Source organism: Arthrobacter agilis, assembly GCF_030816075.1.
Classification (GTDB): Bacteria; Actinomycetota; Actinomycetes; order Actinomycetales; family Micrococcaceae; genus Arthrobacter_D; species Arthrobacter_D agilis_E.
In genome coordinates this window covers 949,360-971,396 of the sequence record NZ_JAUSXO010000001.1, presented here as the reverse complement: position 1 = coordinate 971,396, position 22,037 = coordinate 949,360, and the positions used below count along the sequence as shown (strand labels likewise).

The following is a 22,037-nucleotide window of genomic DNA, read 5'->3' as shown; positions in this document are numbered from 1 at the left end:
GACCGGCGGTCGTCCGGTCCGCGACGGACGCGCCCGGTACCCTTCGGGGATCGCAAGTGGTTCGATGGTGCCATGCGCATCCTCCTCGCCGGCGCGTCCGGGACCATCGGAACAGCCCTCATCCGCCACCTCCAGCAGGACCATGACGTCCGGCGCCTCGTCCGCCGCACGCCCAAGGGTCCGCAGGAGATCCGGTGGAATCCCTCGGCCGGTGACCTGGATGTCGACGCCGTGGAGTGGGCGGATGCCGTCATCAACCTCTCCGGGGCGGGCATCGCCGGCAGCCCCTGGACGAGGAGCTACAAGGAGACGCTCTACGCGTCACGCATCCTGCCGACCAGGACCCTCGTCGAGGCCATGCGGCGGGCTGCGAGCCCGCCCGAGGTCTTCATCAGCCAGTCGGCGTCCGGCTACTACGGGGACCGCGGCGACGACGTGCTGACCGAGTCATCGGCATCGGGCGACACCCTCATGGCCGACATCTGCCGGCGCTGGGAGGCCGAGGCCCTCCGCGCGCCCGACGGTGTCCGCGTCGTCCTGCCACGGACCGGCATCGTGATGGCCAAGGAAGGCGGGGCCCTGCCGAACCTGCTGATCCCCATCCGCCTGTTCGCCGGCACCGCCCTGGGTTCCGGCCGCCAGTGGTGGCCCTGGATCAGCCTGAACGACGAGGTCCGCGCCCTCGAGTTCCTCCTCACCGCTCCCCTCTCGGGTCCCGTCAACCTGAACGCACCGGCGCCGGCCACGCTGGATACGATCACCCTGCAGCTTGGCAGGGCCTTCCACCGGCCGGTCTGGTTCCGCGTCCCCGGAGCCATCCTGACGGCCACCATCGGACAGCTCGGTCGGGAGCTCCTGCTCGTCAGCGCCCGGATGGAGCCACGCGCCCTGGCGGCCGCGGGCTTCTCCTTCGACGAGCCCACTCCGGAGGCACTCGCCGCCTGGGTGCACCGCACCGTCACCGGGAAGACCGCCGAGGAGAAGAACGCCGCCGGGACGACCGCCACCGACTAGCCCGACGTCGACTGGCCGACACCGACTGGGTGCACCGCGCCGTCACCGGGAAGACCGCCGAGGAGAAGAACGCCGCCGCGGAGTCCGCTGCCCGGACGTCCCGGACGTCGTCGGCTGCGCAGCGGGATCTCACCCCGGCGGCGACACGACGGAGTGGATCCGCCAGCCCGCCTCGGACCGCCAGAGGACGAACACGAGCTCCTGCCGTCCCGCTGCCATGACCGGACCAGGAGGGTCGCCGGGGCGCGGCAGCAGGGTCGCCTCCGTGTAGGAGGAGAGGGCTGCCGTCGCCCTGACGACGGCCACGTCGGTCGCGGCCGGCGGTGCCGCGACCGCGGGGAGTGCGGCGACCGCATGCAGCGCCACGAGGCCGGCGCCGGTCACCTCCGCCGGGTCCCCGATCTCGATCGACAGGTCACGGAGTGCCCGGCCCGAGCCGGCGAGCGCGGCCACGGCGTCCCGGTCCGCGGCCATGGCCGGCGAGCCCTCGACGTCGACGTCCACGAGGACGGCCGGGTCCGCCGTGGCGAACGCTGCCGCGCGACGAGCCGCGAGGGTGCCCAGGGCCGTGAGCGGATCCTCCGCGTCCCGGGCGTCGGCGGGAGCCCCGGACGTGGTCCGGCCGGCCTCCTGGCGGCGTCCGCCCAGGTCCCCGTCGCCCTGTCGGGCATTCCGCCGCTCGGCCTCCTCCGAGCGCTCCGCCTGCCCCGCGGGTGTCCGACCGTCGGGGATCGCGCCCGTCGTCCCGACGCCGTCGAAGGTGAGCGCGATACCCGTCACGAGGAGCACGGCGGCGGTCAGGCCGGCCATCAGTGCGAGCTTTCCCCGAGGCCGCCCATCGGGTCGTGGCCCGGTCCGTCCGCCGGCGCGCGCCGGTCGGCCGGCGGCAGCCCGGCTGCGCCGGGCACGAGACGGGTCGGCCGGACGGCGCGTCGGGGTGTGTCCGGACGGCGACCTCGGTGCCCTCATGCGGCGGGTCGTGCGTTCCCAGCGTGACGCCGGGGCGGCCGTGGCGTCCGTGCGCCGCGTGAGCAACTCGGGCAGGACACTGGCGTGGACCACGGACACCAGGTCGACGGGTGCCGGCACGGCGCTCGCCAGGAGGGTGCGGGCGAACTCGTCGGCCGTCGGCCGGCGGCCCCGGTCTGCGCCGAGCCCGTCCTCGATGAGCCGCATGAGCTGCGGTGGCACCTCGGGCACGATCAGGGCGAGGGGCGGCCTCTGCTCGGTGGGACCCGGGACGCGCCCGGTCAGCGCGAACCAGGCCACGGCTGCCAGCGCGAACACGTCCGACCCTGCATCGAAGGATCCCTGCCGCGCAGGATCGAGGAAGCCGGGCGTCCCCTCCACCACTCCGGGTGCCGACCCGAGGAGCATGCTGGTCCCGAGATCACCGAGCAGCGGTTTCCCCTCGTGTGTGAGGAGGATGTTCGCGGGCGCCACGTCGCCGTGCAGCACGCCGGCGCCGTGCAGGTGGTCGAGCACCTGCGCCACGGGGGCCAGCACGGTCACGACCTCCGGGATGGGGAGCGGTCCGCGGCTCGTGACGAGGCCCAGCAGGGATCCTCCCTTGGCCAGGTCCATCAGCAGGCCCGGACCCCGGTCCGTATCGACCACGCGGTGCACCCGGAGCAGGTGCTCATGGGCGAATCTCTGCAGGAGCCGTGACTCCTGCTCCAGGCCGACCGACCCACCGCCGCGCCCTGGCGCTTGCTGCCGGGGTCCGTCCTCCGCCGGCGGCACACCCCGAAGGCCACCGCGGGGGTCCCCGGGCTCGAGCGGTCGCGCCGTCGAAGCCTGCGGATCCGCCGCCCGCCGCGCGCGCCGCCCTCCGGCGACCGCCGGCTGTGGAGGGACGGCATGCTGGGCGGATGCCGCCCGCCGCGCCGGCGTCGGATGCCGTGCCACCTTCAGTGCGAACGGTCTCCCTCCGTCGTCCGTCACGAGCCAGACCGCGGAGGTGGCGCCCCGCCCCAGCAGCCGGCCGACGCGCAGGCCGGCAGCGGCCGGCCTGTCACCGTCCTCGTCCGGCCCCGCGGTTCCCGGTGCGTCCTGCGGCCCGGCGGGATCCACTCTCTCGGGGCTTCCGGGCGCAGTCCTCCCGGTGCGCTGTGCCCGTGCGGGATCTGTCATGCACCAGTTCTAGAGCACCGGGCCCGAGGACCGTCCGTTATCCACAGGCCGATCGGCTCCCGTCCCGGAAACGCTTGCATCACTAGAACACCTGTTCTATTTTTGATAGTCCCAGACGACGGCGGAACAGGTATGCCATGGACCCCACCCCCTCCGACCCGGCCGGTGGCTGGCGGTCGCTCGACGAACCGGTCACCGTCACGTTCGACGCCGCCGCGCACGGTCCGCGACCACTCGCCCTGCGCTGGCGTGGATCCCTCTGGCGAGTCGTCGGGGAGAGCCTCCACTGGTCCACCTGGCGTGCGCTGCCCGTCGCTCCCCGTCATCCGGACGACCACCCGCCCACCCGCGCGTTCACGGCCGATTTCTGGCGGTTCCGGGCCCAGTCCACTCCTGTCTCCCCCGTCCTGCACTTCGAGGTGCGACGGGCCGGCAGCGGCTGGCGGCTGGTGAGGCTCGGCACCACCTTCGACCTGCCGGGCGACGGTGCCGCCACCCGGCCGGGCCCGCTCCCCGCAGGCGGACCGGCCCGGCGTGCCCCGGCCCGGGCGGGAGGTGTCGGCGGACAGGACTAGGCTTGCCCCATGACTCTTGTGCTGTCGCGCGTCGGCCTCGCTCCGGACTACGTCGAGTACACGCAGGGCTGGGAGATGCAGAGGGCACTGCACGAGCAGGTGGTCCGCGGCTCCGCGCCCAGCACCGTGCTCCTCCTGGAACACACCGCCGTGTACACGGCGGGCAAGCGTACCGAGGACCACGAACGGCCCTTCGACGGCACGCCCGTCGTGCCCGTGGACCGCGGGGGGAAACTCACCTGGCACGGCCCCGGGCAGCTGGTGGGTTACCCGATCCTCGCCCTGCGCGACCCGGCGCGGGTCGCCGAGTACGTGCACACCCTCGAAGAGATCATCATCGTCGCACTGCGCCACTTCGACATCGACGGCATCAGGATCGAGGGCCGCTCCGGTGTGTGGCTCGCGGCCGCGGACGACCGACCGGCGCGGAAGATCGCGGCGATCGGCATCCGCGTGAAGGACCGCGTGACGATGCACGGCTTCGCGATCAACTGCAGCAACAACCTCGCCCCCTTCGCGCAGATCGTCCCGTGCGGCATCAGCGACGCCGGGGTCACGTCCATCTCCGCCGAATACGGGCGGACGGTGGAGCCCGCGCGGATCGTGTCGCTGATCGAGGCCGGACTACGCGACAATGAAGCGGTACTGGTGGGCGGCGTCGGGACCGACGCCGCCCGGCCAGGCACGGCCGCCGCCGGCTCCTCCGGCCCGGCCCAGGACACCCAGCCAGAAGGAGCTTCACTGTGAGCCTTGCACCCGAGGGTCGCCGCCTGCTGCGCATCGAGGCGCGCAACGCCGAGACGCCGGTCGAGCGCAAGCCGGACTGGATGAAGGCCAAGGTCAACATCGGGCCGGAATTCGTCGCGATGAAGAACCTCGTGAAGAAGGAGGGGCTGCACACCGTCTGCGAGGAAGCGGGCTGCCCCAACATCTTCGAGTGCTGGGAGGACCGCGAGGCCACCTTCCTCATCGGCGGTTCGGAATGCACGAGGCGGTGCGACTTCTGCCAGATCGACACGGGCAGGCCGCAGCCGCTGGACAGGAGCGAGCCCTTCAAGGTTGCCCAGTCCGTCCAGTCCATGAACCTGCGCTACGCCACCGTCACCGGCGTCGCCCGCGACGACCTGCCCGACGAGGGAGCCTGGCTGTACGCCGAGACGATCCGGCAGATCCACAGCATGAATCCCGGCACCGGGGTGGAGATCCTCATCCCCGACTTCTCCGGCCGCCCGGAGCACATCGCGGCGATCTGCGATGCCGCCCCCGAGGTGTTCGCGCACAACGTCGAGACGGTGCCGCGGATCTTCAAGCGCATCCGCCCGGCGTTCCGCTACGAGCGCTCCCTCGACGTGATCACGCAGGGCCGCGACCGCGGAATGGTCACGAAGTCCAACCTGATCCTCGGCATGGGTGAGACGCGCGAGGAGATCTCCGAGGCGCTCCGGGACCTGCACGCCGCCGGGTGCGACCTCATCACGATCACGCAGTACCTCCGGCCGAGCGAGCGCCACCTCCCTGTGGACCGCTGGGTCAAGCCCGGCGAGTTCATCGAACTCAGCGAGGAGGCCGAGGAGATCGGCTTCCTCGGCGTCATGAGCGGACCGCTCGTCCGGTCCTCCTACCGCGCCGGCCGCCTCTGGGCGCGCGCCATGCGGAAGAAGGGCCTGGACCTCCCGCCGGAACTCGCCCACCTCGACGAATCCGGGTCGGCGACCCAGGAGGCATCCTCCCTCCTCGCCGGCTGAGGCGGGCGACGGCGACAGCACGACGGCGGCGGACGACGGAGCATGCCGCCGTCGTCCAGTGCCCCGCATCCCGTAGAATCGAAGCACTATGTCGCACACGATCGATCCTTCAGGTCCCCCGCCCAAGCGCCGGTTGTTCTCGCGCACGCCGAAAGCCGGGAAGGGGCCGAAGAAGCCCGGGCGGTTGAAGCAGATCACCGAGGTCTTCCAGATGACCCGGCGCAACGACCCGAGTGCCGTCTGGTTCATGCTGCTCGCCTTCGTCGGCATCATCGCCCTGGGCCTGCTGGTCGGTCTCCTGATCAACAACGTCATCACGCTGATGATCATCGCGATCCCGCTCGCGTTCCTGGCGGCGATCTTCATCCTCTCCCGCAGGGCGGAACGCGCGGCGTTCTCGCAGATCGAGGGGAAGCCCGGCGCGGCCGGCGCGGCCCTCAGCGTCCTCCGGCGCGGGTGGATCCTGCAGGAGCAGCCGGTGGCCGTGAACCCGCGCACGCAGGATGCGGTGTTCCGGGTCATCGGGCGCCCCGGTGTCATCCTCGTCTCGGAGGGGCCCTCCTCGCGCGTCAAGCAGCTCGTCGACGGCGAGAGGCGCAAGATGGCCCGCATCATCCCCAACGTGCCCGTCCACGTCATCGAGACCGGGCGCGACGACCGCCAGGTCCCGCTCGCCAAGGTGCCGAAGACCGTGCAGAAGCTCAAGAAGACGCTCACGAAGCAGGAGGTCTACGCGGTCGACAAGCGACTGACCGCGCTCGGCACGAAACTCCCCATCCCGAAGGGCGTGGATCCGTTCAAGGCCCGCCCGGACCGCAAGGCGATGCGCGGACGCTGATCCCGCAGGCACACCGGGGAAGCACGGAGATCCCTACGGAACGAGCCCCTCCCGCATCGGGAGGGGCTCGTTCCATGCTCAGGAGGCCCTGGAGGCCCGGGCCTAGATGCGGAAGAGACCCGTGGCACGCGCCCGGTCGTGGAGTCCTCGCTGGTCCGCGTCGATGATGAACGCCGGGACGACGAGGCAGAGGAGCACGCTGCGGATGAGGGCCGTCAGGAACCCGGCGGGCCTGCCGTCGAGGGTCTGGACCTGCATCCGCAGGATCCGGTGCCCGATGCTGTAGCCGAAGAAGCCGACGAGCAGTACCTGCTCCACGAGGAAGATGTACAGCGTCGCGAAGCCGTCGTAGCCGAAGAAGGCGGCGGAGATCAGGGAGCAGATGATCCAGTCGATGAGGAGAGCGCCTGCCCTCGGCACGAACCGCGCCAGGGATCCCGGACCCTCCGAGGGCCGCCCGAGGCGCTGCCCCGGCCATTCCTGGCCGCCCGACGGCGGCGGGCCTTCCATCCATGAGCCGACGTCTCTTCTGTCCACCCGTCCAGCGTACCGGCAGCGGCGAGTCCGCATTATCCCTCCGCCCGGCGGGAGGCGCTAGGGTGGGTAGCGCAGTCCTTCTCAAGTAACGTCCCGGAAACAAGGGCGACACCAGCGAGAAACTGCCCGCTCCTACAGTTGGAACGAGTCGGCGGCAGCGTTCCACCTGCCAGAGCTCGTGACCACCGCGCGGTGCAGTGACACGCGCTGGCGCCGGGTCATTCACCAGCCATGCGTTAGGAGCATGAATCGATGTTCAAGAATGCGGACGAGGTCCTCACATTCATCGCCGACGAAGACATCCGATTTGTCGATGTCCGGTTCACCGATCTTCCGGGAGTGCAGCAGCACTTCAACGTCCCTGCGAAGTCGGTCGACGCGGATTTCTTCGTGCACGGCCAGCTCTTCGACGGGTCCTCCATCCGCGGCTTCCAGGGCATCGCCGAGTCGGACATGCAGCTCATCCCGGATGTGACGACGGCGTTCATCGACCCGTTCCGCACCGAGAAGACCCTCGCGCTGAACTTCTCCATCGTCAACCCGCGCACCGGTGACCCCTACCACCGTGACCCGCGCAGCGTCGCCGAGAGGGCCGAGGCCTACCTGTCCTCGACCGGCATCGCCGACACCGCGTTCTTCGCCCCCGAGGCGGAGTTCTTCATCTTCGACAACGTGCAGTACGAGTCCTCCCCGCAGGGCAGCTTCTACAAGGTCGATTCGATCGAGGCGCCCTGGAACAGCGGGCGCGAGGAAGTGGGCGGCAACCTGGGCAACAAGACCCCCTTCAAGGGCGGCTACTTCCCGGTGTCCCCCGTGGACAAGCAGGCCGATCTGCGCGACGCCATCTGCGTCGAGCTGGACAAGGCGGGCCTCGAGGTCGAGCGTTCGCACCACGAGGTCGGCGGCGCAGGCCAGGCCGAGATCAACTACAAGTTCACCACCATGACGCACGCTGCGGACGACCTGCAGAAGTTCAAGTACATCGTGAAGAACGTCTCCAACGCCTGGGGCAAGACTGCCACGTTCATGCCGAAGCCGGTCTTCGGGGACAACGGCTCCGGCATGCACTGCCACCAGTCGCTGTGGAGTGACGGCCAGCCCCTGTTCTACGACGAGCGCGGCTACGCCGGCCTGTCGGACACCGCCCGCTGGTACATCGGAGGCCTGCTCAAGCACGCCTCCGCCGTCCTCGCCTTCACCAACCCGACCGTGAACTCCTACCGTCGTCTGGTCAAGGGCTTCGAGGCTCCCGTCAACATGGTGTACTCGCAGGGCAACCGCTCCGCCGGTATCCGCATCCCGATCACCGGCTCGAACCCCAAGGCCAAGCGCATCGAGTTCCGCGCGCCGGACCCGTCGTCGAACCCCTACCTCGCGTTCGCCGCGCAGCTCATGGCCGGCCTCGACGGCATCAAGAACCGCATCGAACCCGCCGACCCCATCGACAAGGACCTCTACGAGCTTCCGGCCGAGGAGGCCAAGGACATCCAGAAGGCGCCCGGGTCCCTCGAGGAGGCCCTCCTGGCCCTGGAGGCGGACAACGAGTTCCTGCAGGCCGGCGACGTCTTCACGCAGGACCTGATCGACACCTGGATCGCCTACAAGCGCGAAATGGAGATCCTGCCGCTGTCGATGCGCCCGAACCCCTACGAGTTCGAGCTCTACTACGGCGTCTAGCAGCACCGGACACCATCCGCACCGAACGACGGCGGCCCTCCCCCACGGGAGGGCCGCCGTCGTTCGTCCTGCCATGCCGCCGCCACCACACGCGACCCCTTCGTGACCGAAATGCCCGGGTAGTCCGGGAGGCGACCGTACACTCATCGAGGCCACAGTTGCCGCTGTCAGCGGCAGGGACTCAGGCGGACGTGTGAGACGCCGTGGCGATGAGGAGAACCGTTGACAACGAGCGATACCAGCGCGCCACCCGTGGTGCTCACGCGGGCGGGCGGGGCGCAGACGCCGGCCGCCCCGCCGAAGACACCCCGGAAGGACATCCAGGCGCTCCGGGCGCTGGCGGTGACCTTCGTGGTGCTGAACCACGCCGCGCCCGATCTCCTCCCGGGCGGCTACGTCGGCGTCGACGTCTTCTTCGTCATCTCCGGCTACCTGATCACCAAGCACCTGATGGGCGAGCTGTCGGCGACCGGGCGGCTGCGCCTCGGCTCGTTCTACGCGCGTCGCGCCGCCCGTCTCCTGCCCGCCGCAATGGTTGTCTCCGTCGTCTCGCTGGTCGTCGCCTGGCTGGCGTTACCCTATACACGCTGGACCGGGATCGCCCAGGAGACCATTGCGGCCAACGTCTATGTCGAGAACTGGGTCCTGGCTCTCAAAGCCGTCGACTACTCGGCGCAGACCGAGTCGGCGTCACCCCTGCAGCACTACTGGTCCCTCTCGGTGGAGGAGCAGTTCTACCTCGTCTGGCCGGTCCTGCTGGCCGTCGTGTTCACCCTCGCCGTCCGCCATCGGATGCGCAGCAGGGCCCTCCTCACCCTGGTGCTCGGAGCGGTCCTCGTGCTGTCCCTGGCCTTCTGCATCTACATCACCTACACGAGCAGGAGCGCCGCATACTTCGTGACGCCGGCGCGCGCATGGGAATTCGCGGCCGGCGCCCTGATCGCCGTGCGGGCCATGCGCCACAAGCGCAGCCGGGCGACCGCGCTGACCCCGGCGTTCGCGGGCACCGCACAGGCAACCGGCTATGCCCTGATCCTGTACTCCGCCGTGACCTTCACGGAACGCACCCTCTTTCCCGGGTACCTGGCACTGGTGCCCGTCGTCGGCACCCTGCTGGTGATCGCGGCGGGCCCGCATCACCCTTCATGGTCGCCCAACCGGCTCCTTGCGGCGAGGCCCGTCCAGTTCATCGGAGACATCTCCTACTCCCTCTACCTGTGGCACTGGCCCGCCCTGCTCCTCGTCCCGGCCGTCCTCGGGCGCGACCTCCTGCCGATGGACACGGCCGTCCTCCTCGCCGGAGCGATTCTGCTGGCGTTCGGCAGCAAGCGACTCATCGAGGACCCGGCCCGGACCGGTCTCCTCCGCCGTTTCGGCCCCCGTAGGTCAGGCATGCTCCTGCTGGGTCTGATGCTCACCATTCTCCTGTCGGCGACGGTGATGACGGTGTCCGCCCAGGCTGCGGGTGACCGCCAGCGGCAGGCTCTCGAGGCGGTCTCCGGGGGTCCGTGTTTCGGGGCCAGGAGCCTGTCCAACGCGGTGTGCACCGACCCGTTCGGCCCTCCCGAACTCGCGCAGGTCGGAGCCGAGGAGGCTCCCTGGTTCGACGGCGAGGAATGCGCGGAGTCGCAGGATCCGATCGTGGTCAGCGGAGGCGCCCGCCTGAGCACCTGTGAGTTCACCTCCGACGGGCAGCCCTCGGCCGAGGTGTGGCTCGTGGGCGATTCGCACGCCGAGCAGTGGAAAGCGGCCCTCTACGCGCTGGGCCGGGAGTCGTCATGGCGCCTCCAGGAGAGCCTTGTCGGCGGATGCCCGTACGTGGGCGTGCGACGCACCGAGTTCAACGGCCGGCCCGAGGACAAGGGGTCGCAGGACGCGTGCCTCACCTGGAGCCAGGAGGTCTCCGACCGCATCCTCGCAGAGAAGCCGGACATGGTCTTCGTCTCGGCCTTCGGCGCCCGCGAGATTCTCGACGACGGCTCGGGACGGGACCAGCTGAGCCAGTACCGCGACGCGTTCGCCGACCGCGTCGGTGCCTGGGCCGACGCCGGTGTCACCGTCTACGTCCTCCGGGACACGCCGCTGACTCTCGGCCGATCCGGCCCCGAGTGCCTCGCCCTCCATCGGTCTTCGCCCCTCGAGTGCTCCATCCCGGTCGAAGAAGCCCTCGCCGTCGATCCTCTCGCCGAGGCGGCGGCCGCGCTCGATTCCCCCGGGGTGAAGGTGCTGGACCTGCAGGACCAGTTCTGTCCGGGCGGTCGCTGCTATTCGGCCGTCGGCGGCGTCCACGTCTTCTTCGACGCCAACCACATCACCAGCACCTACATGCGCTCGCTCACCCCGGTCCTCGCCGAGCGACTCGCAGCCAGTAGTGGCTGAGGCTCTGCTCGGTCCTCACCGGTGGACCTCCGCCGGCACCTCCGGTCTCGGGCCGCCGGGTGGCTCAGTACCCGTAGAAGTGCCGCTCGAAGACTGCCCTGCTGCGCCGCGTCATGCGGAGGTAGTCCTCCTCGAGGTCGGAGCCGCTGTCCGGCCCGTAGCCGCACCACCGCGCCACCGCTTCGAGGTCACGCCGTGACGACGGCAGCAGGTCGGAGCCGCGTCCGCTCCAGATGACGTTCGCCGCACGGATGCGCGTCGCCAGGTTCCAGCTCTCGCGGAGGGTGGCGACGTCCTCTCCGGGGAGCAGTCCCTCCGAGGCGATGACGTCCAGGGCGGCGAGTGTGGACTGCACGCGAAGGGCCGGGACGGCCCGCGCATGCTGCAGCTGGAGCAGCTGCACGAGCCATTCCACGTCGCTGAGGGCGCCACGGCCCAGCTTGAGGTGCCGGGACGGGTCGGCGCCGCGCGGGAGCCGCTCGGACTCCACCCGCGCCTTGATCCGGCGGATCTCCCGGACATCCGTCTCGCTGAGCTCCTCCGGGTACCGCACGGCGTCGATCACCTGCAGGAACTCGGCCGCCACGTCGTCGTCGCCCGCCAGCGGACGCGCGCGCAGGAGGGCCTGCGCCTCCCACACGAGCGACCAGCGCCGGTAGTACTCCCGGTAGGAGCCGAGCGAGCGCACCATCACCCCCTGCTTGCCCTCGGGCCGGAGGGCCGCATCGATCTCGAGGACCCGCTCCGCGAGCACGGGCGGCTTGCACGGCTGGGTGAGCAGGGCGGCCAGGCGCGCCACGATCGCCTCCGCCTGCTGCTGCGCGGCGGCCTCGTCGACGCCCTGCAGGGGCCGGTGGACGTAGAGGACGTCGGCGTCCGAGCCGTACGTGATCTCGCGACCGCCCTGGCGTCCCATGGCCATGATGACGACATGCGTGAGCTGCTCCTCCTGCCCGAAGACCTGGCTCTCCGCGACGTGCAGGGCCCCGAGGATCGCGGCACGATCGGCGTCGGCCAGTGCCTCGCCCACCTCGGCCTGGGACAACAGGTGGGAGCTGTCGGCGATGGCGATGCGCAGCAGCTCCCTGCGGCGGATCAGCCGGATCAGCCGGATGGCCTCCCCCGGCTCCGGGTGCCGTGACATCTTCGACTGGATCTCCTGCCACTGCGCGTCGAACGTGCCCGGCACCAGCGCGGCGTCGGACCCGAGCCACTGCGTCGATTCGGGCGAGACCTCCAGCAGGTCGGTGATGAACCGACTGCTCGACAGCACGGCGCACAGACGCTCGGCGGCGGCGTTCGAATCCCGAAGCATCCCGAGGTACCAGTGGCTCTCGCCCAGCGACTCGCTGAGGCGCCGGAACCCGAGGAGCCCCGCGTCGGGGTCGACGCCGTCGGCGAACCAGGCCAGGAGGATCGGCAGGAGCTGCCGTTGCAGCATCGCACGGCGCCGGAGGCCGCCCGTGAGCGACTCGATGTGGCGCATCGCCCCGCGCGGGTCGAGATAGCCGAGGGCCGCGAGCCGGGCCTGCGCGGCCTCCGCCGTCAGCTGGACGTCTTCGGGCCGCAGCGTCGCCGCATTGATGAGCAGGGGCCGGTAGAAGATCGACTCGTGGAGCCGGCGGACGAGCTTCCTGGTGCGCTGCCACTCGTCGTGGAGGCTCTGGGGGCTCGGACGCACGGTGACCAGGCAGCCCTGGGAGGAGCGGGCAAGGGCGCGCAGGGCGCTCTCGTCCTCGGGCATGAGGTGGGTGCGGCGCATCTGCACGAGCTGGATCCGGTGCTCGAGGACCCGCAGGTAGCGGTAGGCGTCGTCGAGGTCGAGGGCGTCGGACCGGCCGACGTACCCCGCGGCACTGAGGGCGCCGATCGCCGTGACGGTGTCCCGCACGCGCAGCGACTCGTCCAGCCGGCCGTGCACGAGCTGCAGCAGCTGGACCGTGAATTCGACGTCGCGCAGGCCGCCCGGTCCGAGCTTGAGTTGCCGCGCCTCCTCCTCGCGCGGGATGTTGTCGGTGACGCGGCGCCGCATCGCGCGGACGGCCTCCACGAATCCCTCACGCTGCGACGACGCCCACACGAAGGGCGCGATGGCCTCTTCGTAGCGGCGGCCGAGCTCCGGGTCGCCCGCTGCCGCACGGGCCTTCAGGAGCGCCTGGAACTCCCAGGTCTTCGCCCAGCGCTCGTAGTAGGAGACGTGGGACTGCAGCGTCCGGACGAGCTGTCCGTCCTTGCCCTCGGGGCGGAGATTCGCGTCCACCTCCCAGAGCGCAGGCTCCGGTCCGGCCGAGTAGACCCCGCGGGCCATCCCGGAGGCGAGGCCCGTGCCGATCCTCGTGACCGTCGTGTCGTCGAGGTCGTCCCCCTCCACCACGTAGACGACGTCGACGTCGGAGATGTAGTTGAGCTCGCGCGCGCCGCACTTGCCCATGGCGATCACGGCGAGCCGGACGCGGGCGACGACGTCGGATCCGTACGTCTCTCCCAGCTCGGCCCGGGCGACGGCGAGGGACGCCTCGAGTGCGGCGGTGGCCAGGTCGGCCAGTTCCCGGGCGACGACGGGCAGGTAGTCCACCGGCGCGCAATGGCCGAGGTCCCGCACGGCGAGGTCCGTGAGATGGCGGCGGTAGGTCACCCGGAGCCTGCGGTAGGCGTCGGGGCCGCTGACGCCCGCCACCGGGTTGTCCTCAGACGGATCCGCGTCGACCGCGAGCAGCAGCTCGGAGCGGAGGTGCTCCGGTCCGACGACGGCGGGTGTGGCCGGGCCCGGCCGCACGACGTCGAGATGCTCGGGCCGTCGCATCAGGAACTCGCCGAGGGCCTCCGAGGCCCCCAGGAGCCGGAAGAGCGGTCCGCGCCGGCCCTCGTCGGCGAACGCGGTGAGGACGGCCTTCCGGCTGCCGGCCAGCAGGCGCACGAAGGACTGCAGGGCGAGGTCGGGATCGGCGGCCGCCGCGAGCCCCGCGAAGAGATCGTCGTCGTTCAGCCCCTGCAGTTCGGGCGCGTCCAGGAACCGCCGGCTCTTCTCGAGATCCGTGAAGCCGTAACTGATCAGCTTGCGGTTGAGGCTCATCCCCCAACCCTAGCCACGTCGCGGGCTCCGGCAGGCACTACAGGATGTTCAGGTTCCTGCGCAGCTCGTACGGCGTCACCTGGATGCGGTAGTCGTGCCACTCGGCGCGCTTGTTCCGCAGGAAGTTCTCGAAGACCTGTTCCCCCAGGATGTCCGCCACGAGCTCCGACTCCTCCATCACGCGGATGGCGTCGTGCAGGCTGGCGGGCAGCGGGTCGTGGCCCATGGCGCGGCGCTCGGCGGCGGTCAGGCTCCACACGTCGTCCTCGGCGGCGGGCGGGAGCTCGTAGCCCTCCTCGATGCCCTTGAGGCCGGCGCCCAGGAGCACGGAGTAGGCGAGGTACGGGTTGCTGGCGGAGTCGATGCCCCGGTACTCGATGCGCGCGGACTGGCCCTTGTTGGGCTTGTAGAGCGGCACGCGGACCAGGGCGGAGCGGTTGTTGTGGCCCCAGGAGAGGTAGCTGGGCGCTTCACCGCCGCCCCACAGCCGCTTGAACGAGTTGACGAACTGGTTGGTCACGGCCGTGAACTCGGGCGCGTGGCGCAGGATGCCGGCGATGAACTGGCGTGCGGTCTTCGACAGCTGGAACTCCGCACCGGCCTCGAAGAACGCGTTCGTGTCCCCCTCGAAGAGGGAGAAGTGGGTGTGCATCCCGGAGCCCGGGTGCTCGGAGAACGGCTTGGGCATGAAGGTCGCGTAGCTTCCGGAGGTCAGGGCGACCTCCTTGATGATGGTGCGGAACGTCATGATGTTGTCCGCCGTCTGCAGCGCGTCCGCGTAGCGCAGGTCGATCTCGTTCTGGCCCGGGCCGGCCTCGTGGTGGCTGAACTCCACGGAGATACCGACGGACTCGAGCATCGCCACGGCGGTCCGGCGGAAGTCCTGGGCCACTCCGCCGGGCACGTGGTCGAAGTAGCCGGCGTGGTCCACCGGCACGGGCTGCCCGTCCGCGCCCAGTTCCGCGGACTTGAGCAGGTAGAACTCGATCTCGGGGTGCGTGTAGCAGGTGAAGCCCATGTCGGCGGCCTTCGCCAGGGTCTTCTTGAGCACGCCGCGGGGATCGGCGGTGGAGGGCCTGCCGTCGGGCGTGAGGATGTCGCAGAACATCCGCGAGGTCTGTTCCTTCTCGCCGCGCCACGGCAGGATCTGGAACGTGGACGGGTCCGGCTGGGCCAGCATGTCCGATTCGTACACGCGGGCAAGGCCTTCGATGGATGACCCGTCGAAGCCGAGGCCCTCGGCGAACGCGCCCTCCACTTCCGCGGGGGCGAGTGCCACGGACTTCAGGGAGCCGACGACGTCGGTGAACCACAGCCGCACGTAGCGGACGTCCCGCTCCTCGATGGTGCGCAGTACGAACTCCTGCTGCCGGTCCATGACCACCTCTTCCCGTTCCTCGTCGCCCAGGCCGCCCCGACGGGGCGGCGGGCCGTCCATGCCCGACGTCGTGCGCGTCCGGTGCTGCCGCTTCCGCGGCACGGCACCGCGCCCGCGCGCCAGCACCCGTGAACACTCTACTGACCCGCCGGAGCAGATCGGTGCGCGGGCCCGTCCCGTCCGCGTGCCGTGACGTACGACGTCACGCGCCGCCGTCCTGCCCTGCACGGCGGCGGCCGGTGTGCGGGAGCACACACGGCACGACCCCGGCGGCCCTCGACCACCGTCCGATAGTCTCGTGCCATGACTTCCGCCGAACAGCCCGCACCCTACGGCGACGGGGCAGGAACGACGCCGCCGCCTCCGCCGGGCGCGGCGGCCGCCACGACACCGGTCGCCCGCATCCGGACACACCACCTGCAGCAGGCCAAGGACCAGGGCACGCGGTTCGCGATGCTGACAGCGTACGACCAGTACGCGGCCCAGGTGTTCGACGAGGCCGGCATCGAGGTCCTCCTCGTCGGTGATTCGGCAGCCAACAACGTGCTCGGGCATGCCACGACCCTGCCCATCACGCTCGACGAGATGATCCTGTTCAGCCGGGCGGTGAGCCGGGCCGCCCGGCGGGCCCTCGTCGTCGCCGACCTGCCCTTCGGCAGCTACGAGGTCTCGCCCCAGCAGGCCGTGGAATCGTCCGTGCGGCTCCTCAAGGAGGGCCTGGTGCACGCGGTCAAGATGGAGGGCGGGGCCGACTACGCCCCCACTGTCCGGGCCCTCGTCCGCGCAGGCATCCCCGTGATGGCGCACATCGGGTTCACCCCGCAGAGCGAACACGCGCTCGGCGGCTACCGGGTCCAGGGCCGGGGCGAGGCGTCACAGCGCATCGTCGACGACGCCGTGGCCCTCGCGGACGCCGGCGCGTTCTGCGTGCTGATGGAGATGGTCCCGGCCGAGACGGCGGACGCGGTCGACGCCGCCCTCCGGATACCGACCATCGGTATCGGTGCGGGGCCCGGCACCACAGGGCAGGTCCTCGTCTGGCAGGACATGGCGGGCCTGCGCGGCGGCAGGCAGGCGAGGTTCGTCCGGCAGTACGCCGACGTGCGGACCGTGCTCTCCGACGCCGCCCGCGCCTACGCGGACGACGTCCGCGCCGGCACCTTCCCGGGCCCCGAGCACACCTTCTAGGGGGCTCCCGGGGGCTAGTCGTCCTCCCGGTCCCACGCGTCGTTGCGCTGCTGGACCTTCTCGAGGGCCTTCTCAGCCTCACCGCGGGTGGCATACGGCCCGATGAGCTGCGACCAGTCCGACTGGCGGTCCTCCTCGACCTCGTGCGTCCGCACGTTGTACCAGTACTCCGTCATGTCGACCTCCTCGATCGGGGCTGAGCGGCGTGTCGTCCACTGTCGCCGGCGACACCACGCGTGCGGGCCGTCCACCCGGGCCCGCTATAGGATCAAGGGTATGCCCCAGTCTTCCGCCACGGCCCCCCTCGGGACGCTGACACCCGGCACGGTCTCGCCCAGGCGCCCTGTTCCTGCGACCATCGTCCGGCCCCGAGTACGTGGGCCGCACGGCACCGGCCCCGTTCACCGGCTCGGAGGTGAAGACGCCCGAGACGATCGAGAAGATCCGCGTCGCCGGCCGGATCGCCGCGCAGGCCATCGTGGAGGTGGGCAGGCACGCCACGCCGGGCGTCACCACGGACGAGCTCGACCGCATCGGCCACGAGTTCCTGCTCGACCACGGCGCCTATCCGTCGACCCTCGGGTACCGCGGCTTCCCCAAGTCGCTGTGCTCCTCCCTCAACGAGGTCATCTGCCACGGCATCCCCGACACCACGGTGATCCAGGACGGCGACATCCTGAACATCGACATCACCGCCTACAAGGACGGGGTGCACGGCGACACGAACCACACGTTCTGCATCGGCGACGTGGACGAGGAGTCCCGCCTGCTCGTGGAGCGCACCCAGGAGTCGCTGAACCGGGCCATCCGCGCGGTGGCGCCCGGCCGGGAGATCAACGTCATCGGGCGCACCATCCAGTCCTACGCGAAGCGCTTCGGTTATGGTGTTGTCCGTGACTTCACCGGGCACGGCGTCGGAGAAGCGTTCCACACGGGCCTGATCATCCCGCACTACGACGCCGCCCCCGCCTACAACCGCGTCATCGAGCCGGGCATGGTCTTCACCATCGAACCGATGCTGACGCTCGGCACCATCGACTGGACCATGTGGGCGGACGACTGGACCGTCGTCACGAAGGACCGGAAGAGGACAGCGCAGTTTGAGCACACGCTCGTTGTCACCGACCGCGGCGCGGAGATCCTGACCCTGCCCTAGCGCGACCGCCCGCGGCCCTGCCCGAACACTGCCCGAACACTGCCCGCACTGCCCCATCCGGCTCGCGCCGGTCCCACTTCGACGGAGAATCATGGCCAAGGACACCGACAAGAAGAAATCGAAGAAGCTCCCCGCGACCGTGATCGGCGTCGACATCGGCGGCACCGGCATCAAGGGCGGCATCGTGGACCTCGAGAAGGGTGTCATCGTCGGTGAGCGGTACCGCATCCCGACGCCCAAGCCCGCGACGCCGGAAGCGGTGGCCGAGGTCGTGGCGCAGATCGTCACGGAGCTGTCCTCGCGTCCCGAGGGCCCTGCGGCCGATGTCCCGGTCGGTGTCACGTTCCCCGCGATCATCCAGCACGGTGTCGCCCGGTCCGCGGCGAACGTGGACAAGAGCTGGGTGGACACCGACGTCGACGCCCTGTTCACCACGGTCCTCGGACGCGACGTGCACGTGATCAACGACGCCGACGCAGCCGGTCTCGCCGAGGTCCGCTACGGCGCGGGCAAGGGCAAGATGGGCACGGTCCTCGTGATCACCCTCGGCACCGGCATCGGCTCGGCCTTCATCTTCGACGGCAGGCTGGTCCCCAACGCGGAGCTCGGCCACCTGGAGATCGACGGGCACGACGCGGAGACGAAGGCGTCGGCCGTGGCCCGCGAGCGGGACGGCATCGACTGGGACGAGTACGCGGTGCGCCTGCAGCGGTACTTCTCGCACGTCGAGTTCCTCTTCTCCCCCGAGCTGTTCATCATCGGCGGTGGCATCTCGAAGCGCAGCAGCGAGTACCTGCCCTCGCTCCGGCTGCGCACCCCGATCATCCCGGCGGAGCTCCGGAACCACGCCGGCATCGTGGGCGGCGCACTGCAGGCCGCGCTGCTCTTCTCGCCCAAGGCCTGAGCACGGGGATCCCGGGGGCCGTGAGCCCCGAGGGGTCGTGCCTGCACAGCCGGAAGCCCGGGACGGATCCTCCGTCCCGGGCTTCCGGCTTCTCCTCGTGTCCTGCCGCTACGGGCGGACGTGGAACCGGTGGTGGCGTCGGCTTCCCCTCCGCAGCCACCACCGGGGTCTCATGGGCGCTAGCGCGCCGTCAGGGGTCGTTGCGCGCCGCTCGGCACGCGTTCGTTCTCCTTCGCCTGCTCGCGCAGGGTGTCGATCGCGGCTTCGAAGTCCTCGAGCGACTCGAACCCCTGGTACACGCTGGCGAAACGCAGGTAGGCGATCTGGTCGAGCTTGCGCAGCGGGCCCAGGATGGCCAGCCCCACTTCGTGTGCGTCGATCTCGGCGACGCCGCTCGCGCGGACGTTCTCCTCGACCTCCTGCGCCAGCAGGGCGAGATCGTCCTCCGTCACCGGTCGGCCCTGGCAGGCCTTGCGGACGCCGTTGATGATCTTCGACCGGCTGAACGGCTCCCCCGCACCCGAGCGCTTGATCACGCTGAGGCTGGTGGTCTCCACGGTGCTGAACCGGCGGCCGCACTGCGGGCACTGGCGGCGCCGGCGGATCGCCGAGCCGTCGTCACCGAGGCGGCTGTCCACGACGCGGGAGTCGGGGTTGCGGCAGTACGGGCAGTACATACGGACCCCTTTCCGCTCGAGAACAACCGATTCCTCATTTTAGGACTACATATGGTGAAACAACAACACTGTAATTACCAGATGTAGTGGAAGGCCGCGTCGAAGGGGGCTCAGGAGGCAGGGCCGCCGAAGCGTGCCGTGACCGCTTCACCGTGCGCGGGGAGGTTCTCGGCGGCGGACAGGGCGAGGATCGACGCCGACACCCCGGCGAGCGCCGCACGGTCGTAGTCCACGAGCTGGACCGCGCGCAGGAACGTGGTGACGTTCAGCCCGGACGCGAAGGACGCGGTACCGGCCGTGGGCAGCACGTGGTTCGAGCCCGCGCAGTAGTCGCCGAGGCTCACCGGGCTGTAGGCACCGACGAAGATGGCGCCGGCGTTGCGGATCCTCGCCGCCACCGTCCGTGCGTCGGCCGTCTGGATCTCCAGGTGTTCGGCCGCATAGGCGTCGCACACCGCGATGCCGTGGTCGATGTCGTCGACGAGGATCACGCCGGACTGCGGACCGGAGAGCGCCGTCCGCACCCGCTCGGCATGCCGCGTCGCCGCGGCGCGGATCTGCAGCGCGGCGACGACGGCGGAGGCGAGGTCCTCGGAATCGGTCACCAGGACCGAGGCCGCCTGCGGATCGTGCTCCGCCTGGCTCACGAGGTCGGCGGCCACGAGGTCTGCGTCCGCCGTCGCGTCGGCCAGGACGGCGATCTCGGTGGTGCCGGCCTCGGAATCGATGCCGACCTGCCCGCGGACGAGGCGCTTGGCCGTCGCCACGAAGATGTTGCCCGGACCCGTGACGACGGTGACCGGCTCGATCCCCGTGCCCGCATCCGGGCCGTCGGGGATGCCGTGCGCGAGGGCGGCGACGGCCTGCGCACCGCCCATCGCGTAGATCTCGGTGATGCCGAGCATCGATGCCGCGGCGAGGATCACGGGGTGCGGCCAGCCGCCGAACTCCTTCTGCGGCGGCGACGCGAGGGCGATCGATCCGACGCCGGCGGCCTGCGCCGGCACCACGTTCATCACCACGGAGGACGGGTAGACGGCCAGTCCGCCGGGGACGTAGAGCCCCACGCGGTCCACGGCGATCCACTTGTGGGTGAGGCGGGCACCCTCGGCGATCTCGACCTCCACGTCCGCGGGTACCTGGGCGTGGGCGAAGATCCGCGCACGCCGGATCGCCTCCTCGAGGGCCGAGCGTACCTCGGCGTCGAGTCCTGCCACTGCTGCCGCGACGACCTCGGCCGGCACCCGCGGGTGGTCCTGCTCCACGCCGTCGAACCGTCGGGCGAGGTCCCGGAGGGCCTCGAGGCCGCGGGCCCGTACGTCGTCGATGATGGCCTGCACGGCCGCCTCGGAGGACTGGGCGCTGGCAGCCGCCCTCGGCATGGCGTCCCTCAGCTCACGGGAGGACAGCGCCAGGCCGCGCAGGTCGATGGTCCGGAAGCTGACGGGAGAGGAGGTGCTGGGCGCTGAAGTCACCCCCCGAGTCTATCGGGAGGCGTGCTGTGACCCGGTGTGGAGGCCGGCGGTCCCGTCAGGTCCGGCGGCGGGCGAGCCCGACGAGGGCGGTGGCGAAGATGATGACGGCGGCGACGCCGGGCCAGATCGCGAGGGTGCCGAGGGACTGCAGCACGAAGGAGGAGCCGGGCACGCCTTCCCGCCCGTGGGGTCCGAACAGGTAGGCGAGGCCCTCGCCGACGCCCAGGGCCAGGAGAGAACCGAGGATCGACCCGCCCACCGCGGCCCCGATCCGCGGCACCACGCCGGGCAGGGCCAGCCGGAGCGCGACCACGGTGCCCACGGCGATCCCCGCGGCGAGTTCCAGGCCCGCGAGGGTGAGATCGCGGAGCACCCAGTCCGTGGTGACCTCCGGGTCGCCGAACAGGCGCCCCGTGGGGGCGAGGAGCCACCAGAGGGCGCCGAGCAGGGCCCCGAGGAGGATCGTGGAACCGAGCCACCAGACGACGCCGGCCGGGGGCACCGACCGCCGGTCCTCGGCGACGGCGTAGACCGGCGGCGGATAGTTGCTCGATCCGGGGTCCGGCTGGTGGCTGGCGCGCATGACTTCTACATTAACAAACCCTCCAGTGCCCCGGGACCGCGCCTAGGGTGGACATGACGGCACCGCCCGTGCCCGGCGGACGTCGGCCGGCAACCGTCCGTCAGCAACCGTCCGTCAGCAACCGTCCCGTCCCTGCCGCCACGTCAGCCGACACCGACCCGGAGGAAACCCGTGACCCACCCCAGCACCGCTCCGGGGGGCCCCCTGTCCCCGGCCCCCCTGCACGGAGAGTCCTTCCGCGAGGTCTTCCGCCGGCACGCCGCCGGCGTCGCCATCATCACCGCGACCTACGACGACGTCCCCTACGGTTTCACAGCCACCTCGGTGGCCTCGCTGTCCGCCGATCCCCCGCGCTTCTCCTTCAACATGGCGAGGACGTCCTCCTCGTGGCCCGCGGTCGCGAACACCAGCTTCGTGGGCGTCCACATGCTCAGCACGGAGAACGAGGGGCTCGCGAACCGGTTCGCCCGGACGAAGGACCGCTTCACGGGCGACCACTGGGAGCCCGGCCCGGAGGGCGTACCGATCCTGAAGGACGTCGCCGGCTGGCTCGTGGGCCGCATCAGCATGCGCCTGTCCTTCGAGAACAACGCCGTCGTCGTCGCCGAGGTGGTGGCGGGGAACATCGGGCCCGACGGCGCCCCCCTGCTCTACCACGGCGGGAGCTACGGGACGCCGACGGCCACCGACTACGTCATCTGAGCC

General features: G+C 70.7%; 18 protein-coding genes and 1 pseudogene. 11 read left to right on the top strand and 8 right to left on the bottom strand.

The features are described from left to right. The first annotated feature begins 72 nt into the window (after nucleotides 1–72). Nucleotides 73–1,014 carry a TIGR01777 family oxidoreductase gene (locus tag QFZ50_RS04250; protein WP_307082216.1) on the top strand — a complete coding sequence of 314 codons (942 nt, stop codon included), beginning with the start codon at nucleotides 73–75 and terminating at the stop codon, nucleotides 1,012–1,014. A gap of 129 nt (nucleotides 1,015–1,143) precedes the next feature. Here QFZ50_RS04250 and QFZ50_RS04245 read toward each other — a convergent pair whose 3' ends face one another. Continuing rightward, nucleotides 1,144–3,147, bottom strand: coding sequence for a protein kinase domain-containing protein (locus QFZ50_RS04245; protein ID WP_307082214.1), 2,004 nt, complete (start codon nucleotides 3,145–3,147; stop codon nucleotides 1,144–1,146). A 137-nt stretch (nucleotides 3,148–3,284) separates the two neighbouring features. Between QFZ50_RS04245 and QFZ50_RS04240 the strand changes: the two genes are divergently transcribed. The 4 genes from QFZ50_RS04240 (at nucleotide 3,285) to QFZ50_RS04225 (ending at nucleotide 6,305) form a co-directional block, all read left to right on the top strand. Then, nucleotides 3,285–3,722, top strand: a complete 438-nt coding sequence (locus QFZ50_RS04240; protein WP_307082212.1) for a hypothetical protein — start codon at nucleotides 3,285–3,287, stop codon at nucleotides 3,720–3,722. Between the two features lie 9 nt (nucleotides 3,723–3,731). Next, a complete protein-coding gene (gene lipB / locus QFZ50_RS04235; protein WP_307082210.1) occupies nucleotides 3,732–4,469 on the top strand; it encodes a lipoyl(octanoyl) transferase LipB in 738 nt (245 codons plus the stop codon). After that, entirely contained in the window at nucleotides 4,466–5,467 is a 1,002-nt protein-coding gene (gene lipA, locus QFZ50_RS04230) for a lipoyl synthase (RefSeq protein WP_307082207.1), read from the top strand. The genes lipB and lipA overlap by 4 nt, the downstream gene beginning before the upstream one ends. Nucleotides 5,468–5,555: 88 nt before the next feature. Further along, the gene (locus QFZ50_RS04225) at nucleotides 5,556–6,305 is read left to right on the top strand and encodes a DUF4191 domain-containing protein (RefSeq protein WP_307082205.1); all 750 of its coding nucleotides are present in this window, start codon (nucleotides 5,556–5,558) and stop codon (nucleotides 6,303–6,305) included. A 102-nt stretch (nucleotides 6,306–6,407) separates the two neighbouring features. On the opposite strand, the gene QFZ50_RS04220 is transcribed toward QFZ50_RS04225, so the two are convergent. Beyond that, nucleotides 6,408–6,875, bottom strand: coding sequence for an RDD family protein (locus tag QFZ50_RS04220; protein ID WP_307082203.1), 468 nt, complete (start codon nucleotides 6,873–6,875; stop codon nucleotides 6,408–6,410). Nucleotides 6,876–7,094: 219 nt separating this feature from the next. On the opposite strand from QFZ50_RS04220, the gene glnA reads away from it, so the two are divergent. Beyond that, nucleotides 7,095–8,519, top strand: a complete 1,425-nt coding sequence (glnA, locus tag QFZ50_RS04215) for a type I glutamate--ammonia ligase (protein ID WP_307082201.1) — start codon at nucleotides 7,095–7,097, stop codon at nucleotides 8,517–8,519. 222 nt (nucleotides 8,520–8,741) lie between these two features. Then, nucleotides 8,742–10,898: an acyltransferase family protein gene (locus QFZ50_RS04210; protein WP_307082199.1), complete on the top strand. Its 2,157-nt coding sequence runs from the start codon at nucleotides 8,742–8,744 to the stop codon at nucleotides 10,896–10,898. A gap of 64 nt (nucleotides 10,899–10,962) precedes the next feature. Here QFZ50_RS04210 and QFZ50_RS04205 read toward each other — a convergent pair whose 3' ends face one another. Both QFZ50_RS04205 and QFZ50_RS04200 read right to left on the bottom strand, forming a co-directional pair. Further along, entirely contained in the window at nucleotides 10,963–13,971 is a 3,009-nt protein-coding gene (locus tag QFZ50_RS04205; protein ID WP_307082195.1) for a bifunctional [glutamine synthetase] adenylyltransferase/[glutamine synthetase]-adenylyl-L-tyrosine phosphorylase, read from the bottom strand. A 37-nt stretch (nucleotides 13,972–14,008) separates the two neighbouring features. After that, nucleotides 14,009–15,349, bottom strand: a complete 1,341-nt coding sequence (locus QFZ50_RS04200) for a glutamine synthetase family protein (protein WP_307086662.1) — start codon at nucleotides 15,347–15,349, stop codon at nucleotides 14,009–14,011. A gap of 303 nt (nucleotides 15,350–15,652) precedes the next feature. Here QFZ50_RS04200 and panB point away from each other — a divergent pair, with 303 nt between their 5' ends. Continuing rightward, a complete protein-coding gene (panB, locus tag QFZ50_RS04195) occupies nucleotides 15,653–16,537 on the top strand; it encodes a 3-methyl-2-oxobutanoate hydroxymethyltransferase (protein ID WP_307082193.1) in 885 nt (294 codons plus the stop codon). A 14-nt stretch (nucleotides 16,538–16,551) separates the two neighbouring features. Here the strand turns inward: panB and QFZ50_RS04190 are convergent, their stop codons facing one another. Next, nucleotides 16,552–16,713 (bottom strand): SPOR domain-containing protein, encoded by a 162-nt coding sequence (locus QFZ50_RS04190; RefSeq protein WP_307082191.1) that lies wholly within the window; start codon nucleotides 16,711–16,713, stop codon nucleotides 16,552–16,554. A gap of 100 nt (nucleotides 16,714–16,813) precedes the next feature. On the opposite strand from QFZ50_RS04190, the pseudogene map reads away from it, so the two are divergent. Continuing rightward, nucleotides 16,814–17,693 (top strand): annotated as a pseudogene (gene map / locus QFZ50_RS04185) (type I methionyl aminopeptidase). Nucleotides 17,694–17,784: 91 nt separating this feature from the next. Beyond that, nucleotides 17,785–18,597, top strand: coding sequence for a polyphosphate--glucose phosphotransferase (gene ppgK, locus QFZ50_RS04180; protein ID WP_307082189.1), 813 nt, complete (start codon nucleotides 17,785–17,787; stop codon nucleotides 18,595–18,597). Nucleotides 18,598–18,776: 179 nt separating this feature from the next. On the opposite strand, the gene nrdR is transcribed toward ppgK, so the two are convergent. From nrdR to QFZ50_RS04165, 3 genes are all read right to left on the bottom strand, one after another. Further along, the gene (gene nrdR, locus QFZ50_RS04175) at nucleotides 18,777–19,274 is read right to left on the bottom strand and encodes a transcriptional regulator NrdR (RefSeq protein WP_307082187.1); all 498 of its coding nucleotides are present in this window, start codon (nucleotides 19,272–19,274) and stop codon (nucleotides 18,777–18,779) included. 110 nt (nucleotides 19,275–19,384) lie between these two features. After that, the gene (hisD, locus tag QFZ50_RS04170; RefSeq protein WP_307082186.1) at nucleotides 19,385–20,749 is read right to left on the bottom strand and encodes a histidinol dehydrogenase; all 1,365 of its coding nucleotides are present in this window, start codon (nucleotides 20,747–20,749) and stop codon (nucleotides 19,385–19,387) included. A 55-nt stretch (nucleotides 20,750–20,804) separates the two neighbouring features. After that, complete coding sequence (locus QFZ50_RS04165; RefSeq protein WP_307082185.1) at nucleotides 20,805–21,332, bottom strand: hypothetical protein; 528 nt, start codon at nucleotides 21,330–21,332, stop codon at nucleotides 20,805–20,807. A gap of 171 nt (nucleotides 21,333–21,503) precedes the next feature. Between QFZ50_RS04165 and QFZ50_RS04160 the strand changes: the two genes are divergently transcribed. Beyond that, on the top strand, nucleotides 21,504–22,034 hold the full coding sequence (locus tag QFZ50_RS04160; RefSeq protein ID WP_307082184.1) for a flavin reductase family protein: 531 nt from the start codon (nucleotides 21,504–21,506) through the stop codon (nucleotides 22,032–22,034). Nucleotides 22,035–22,037 lie beyond the last annotated feature (3 nt).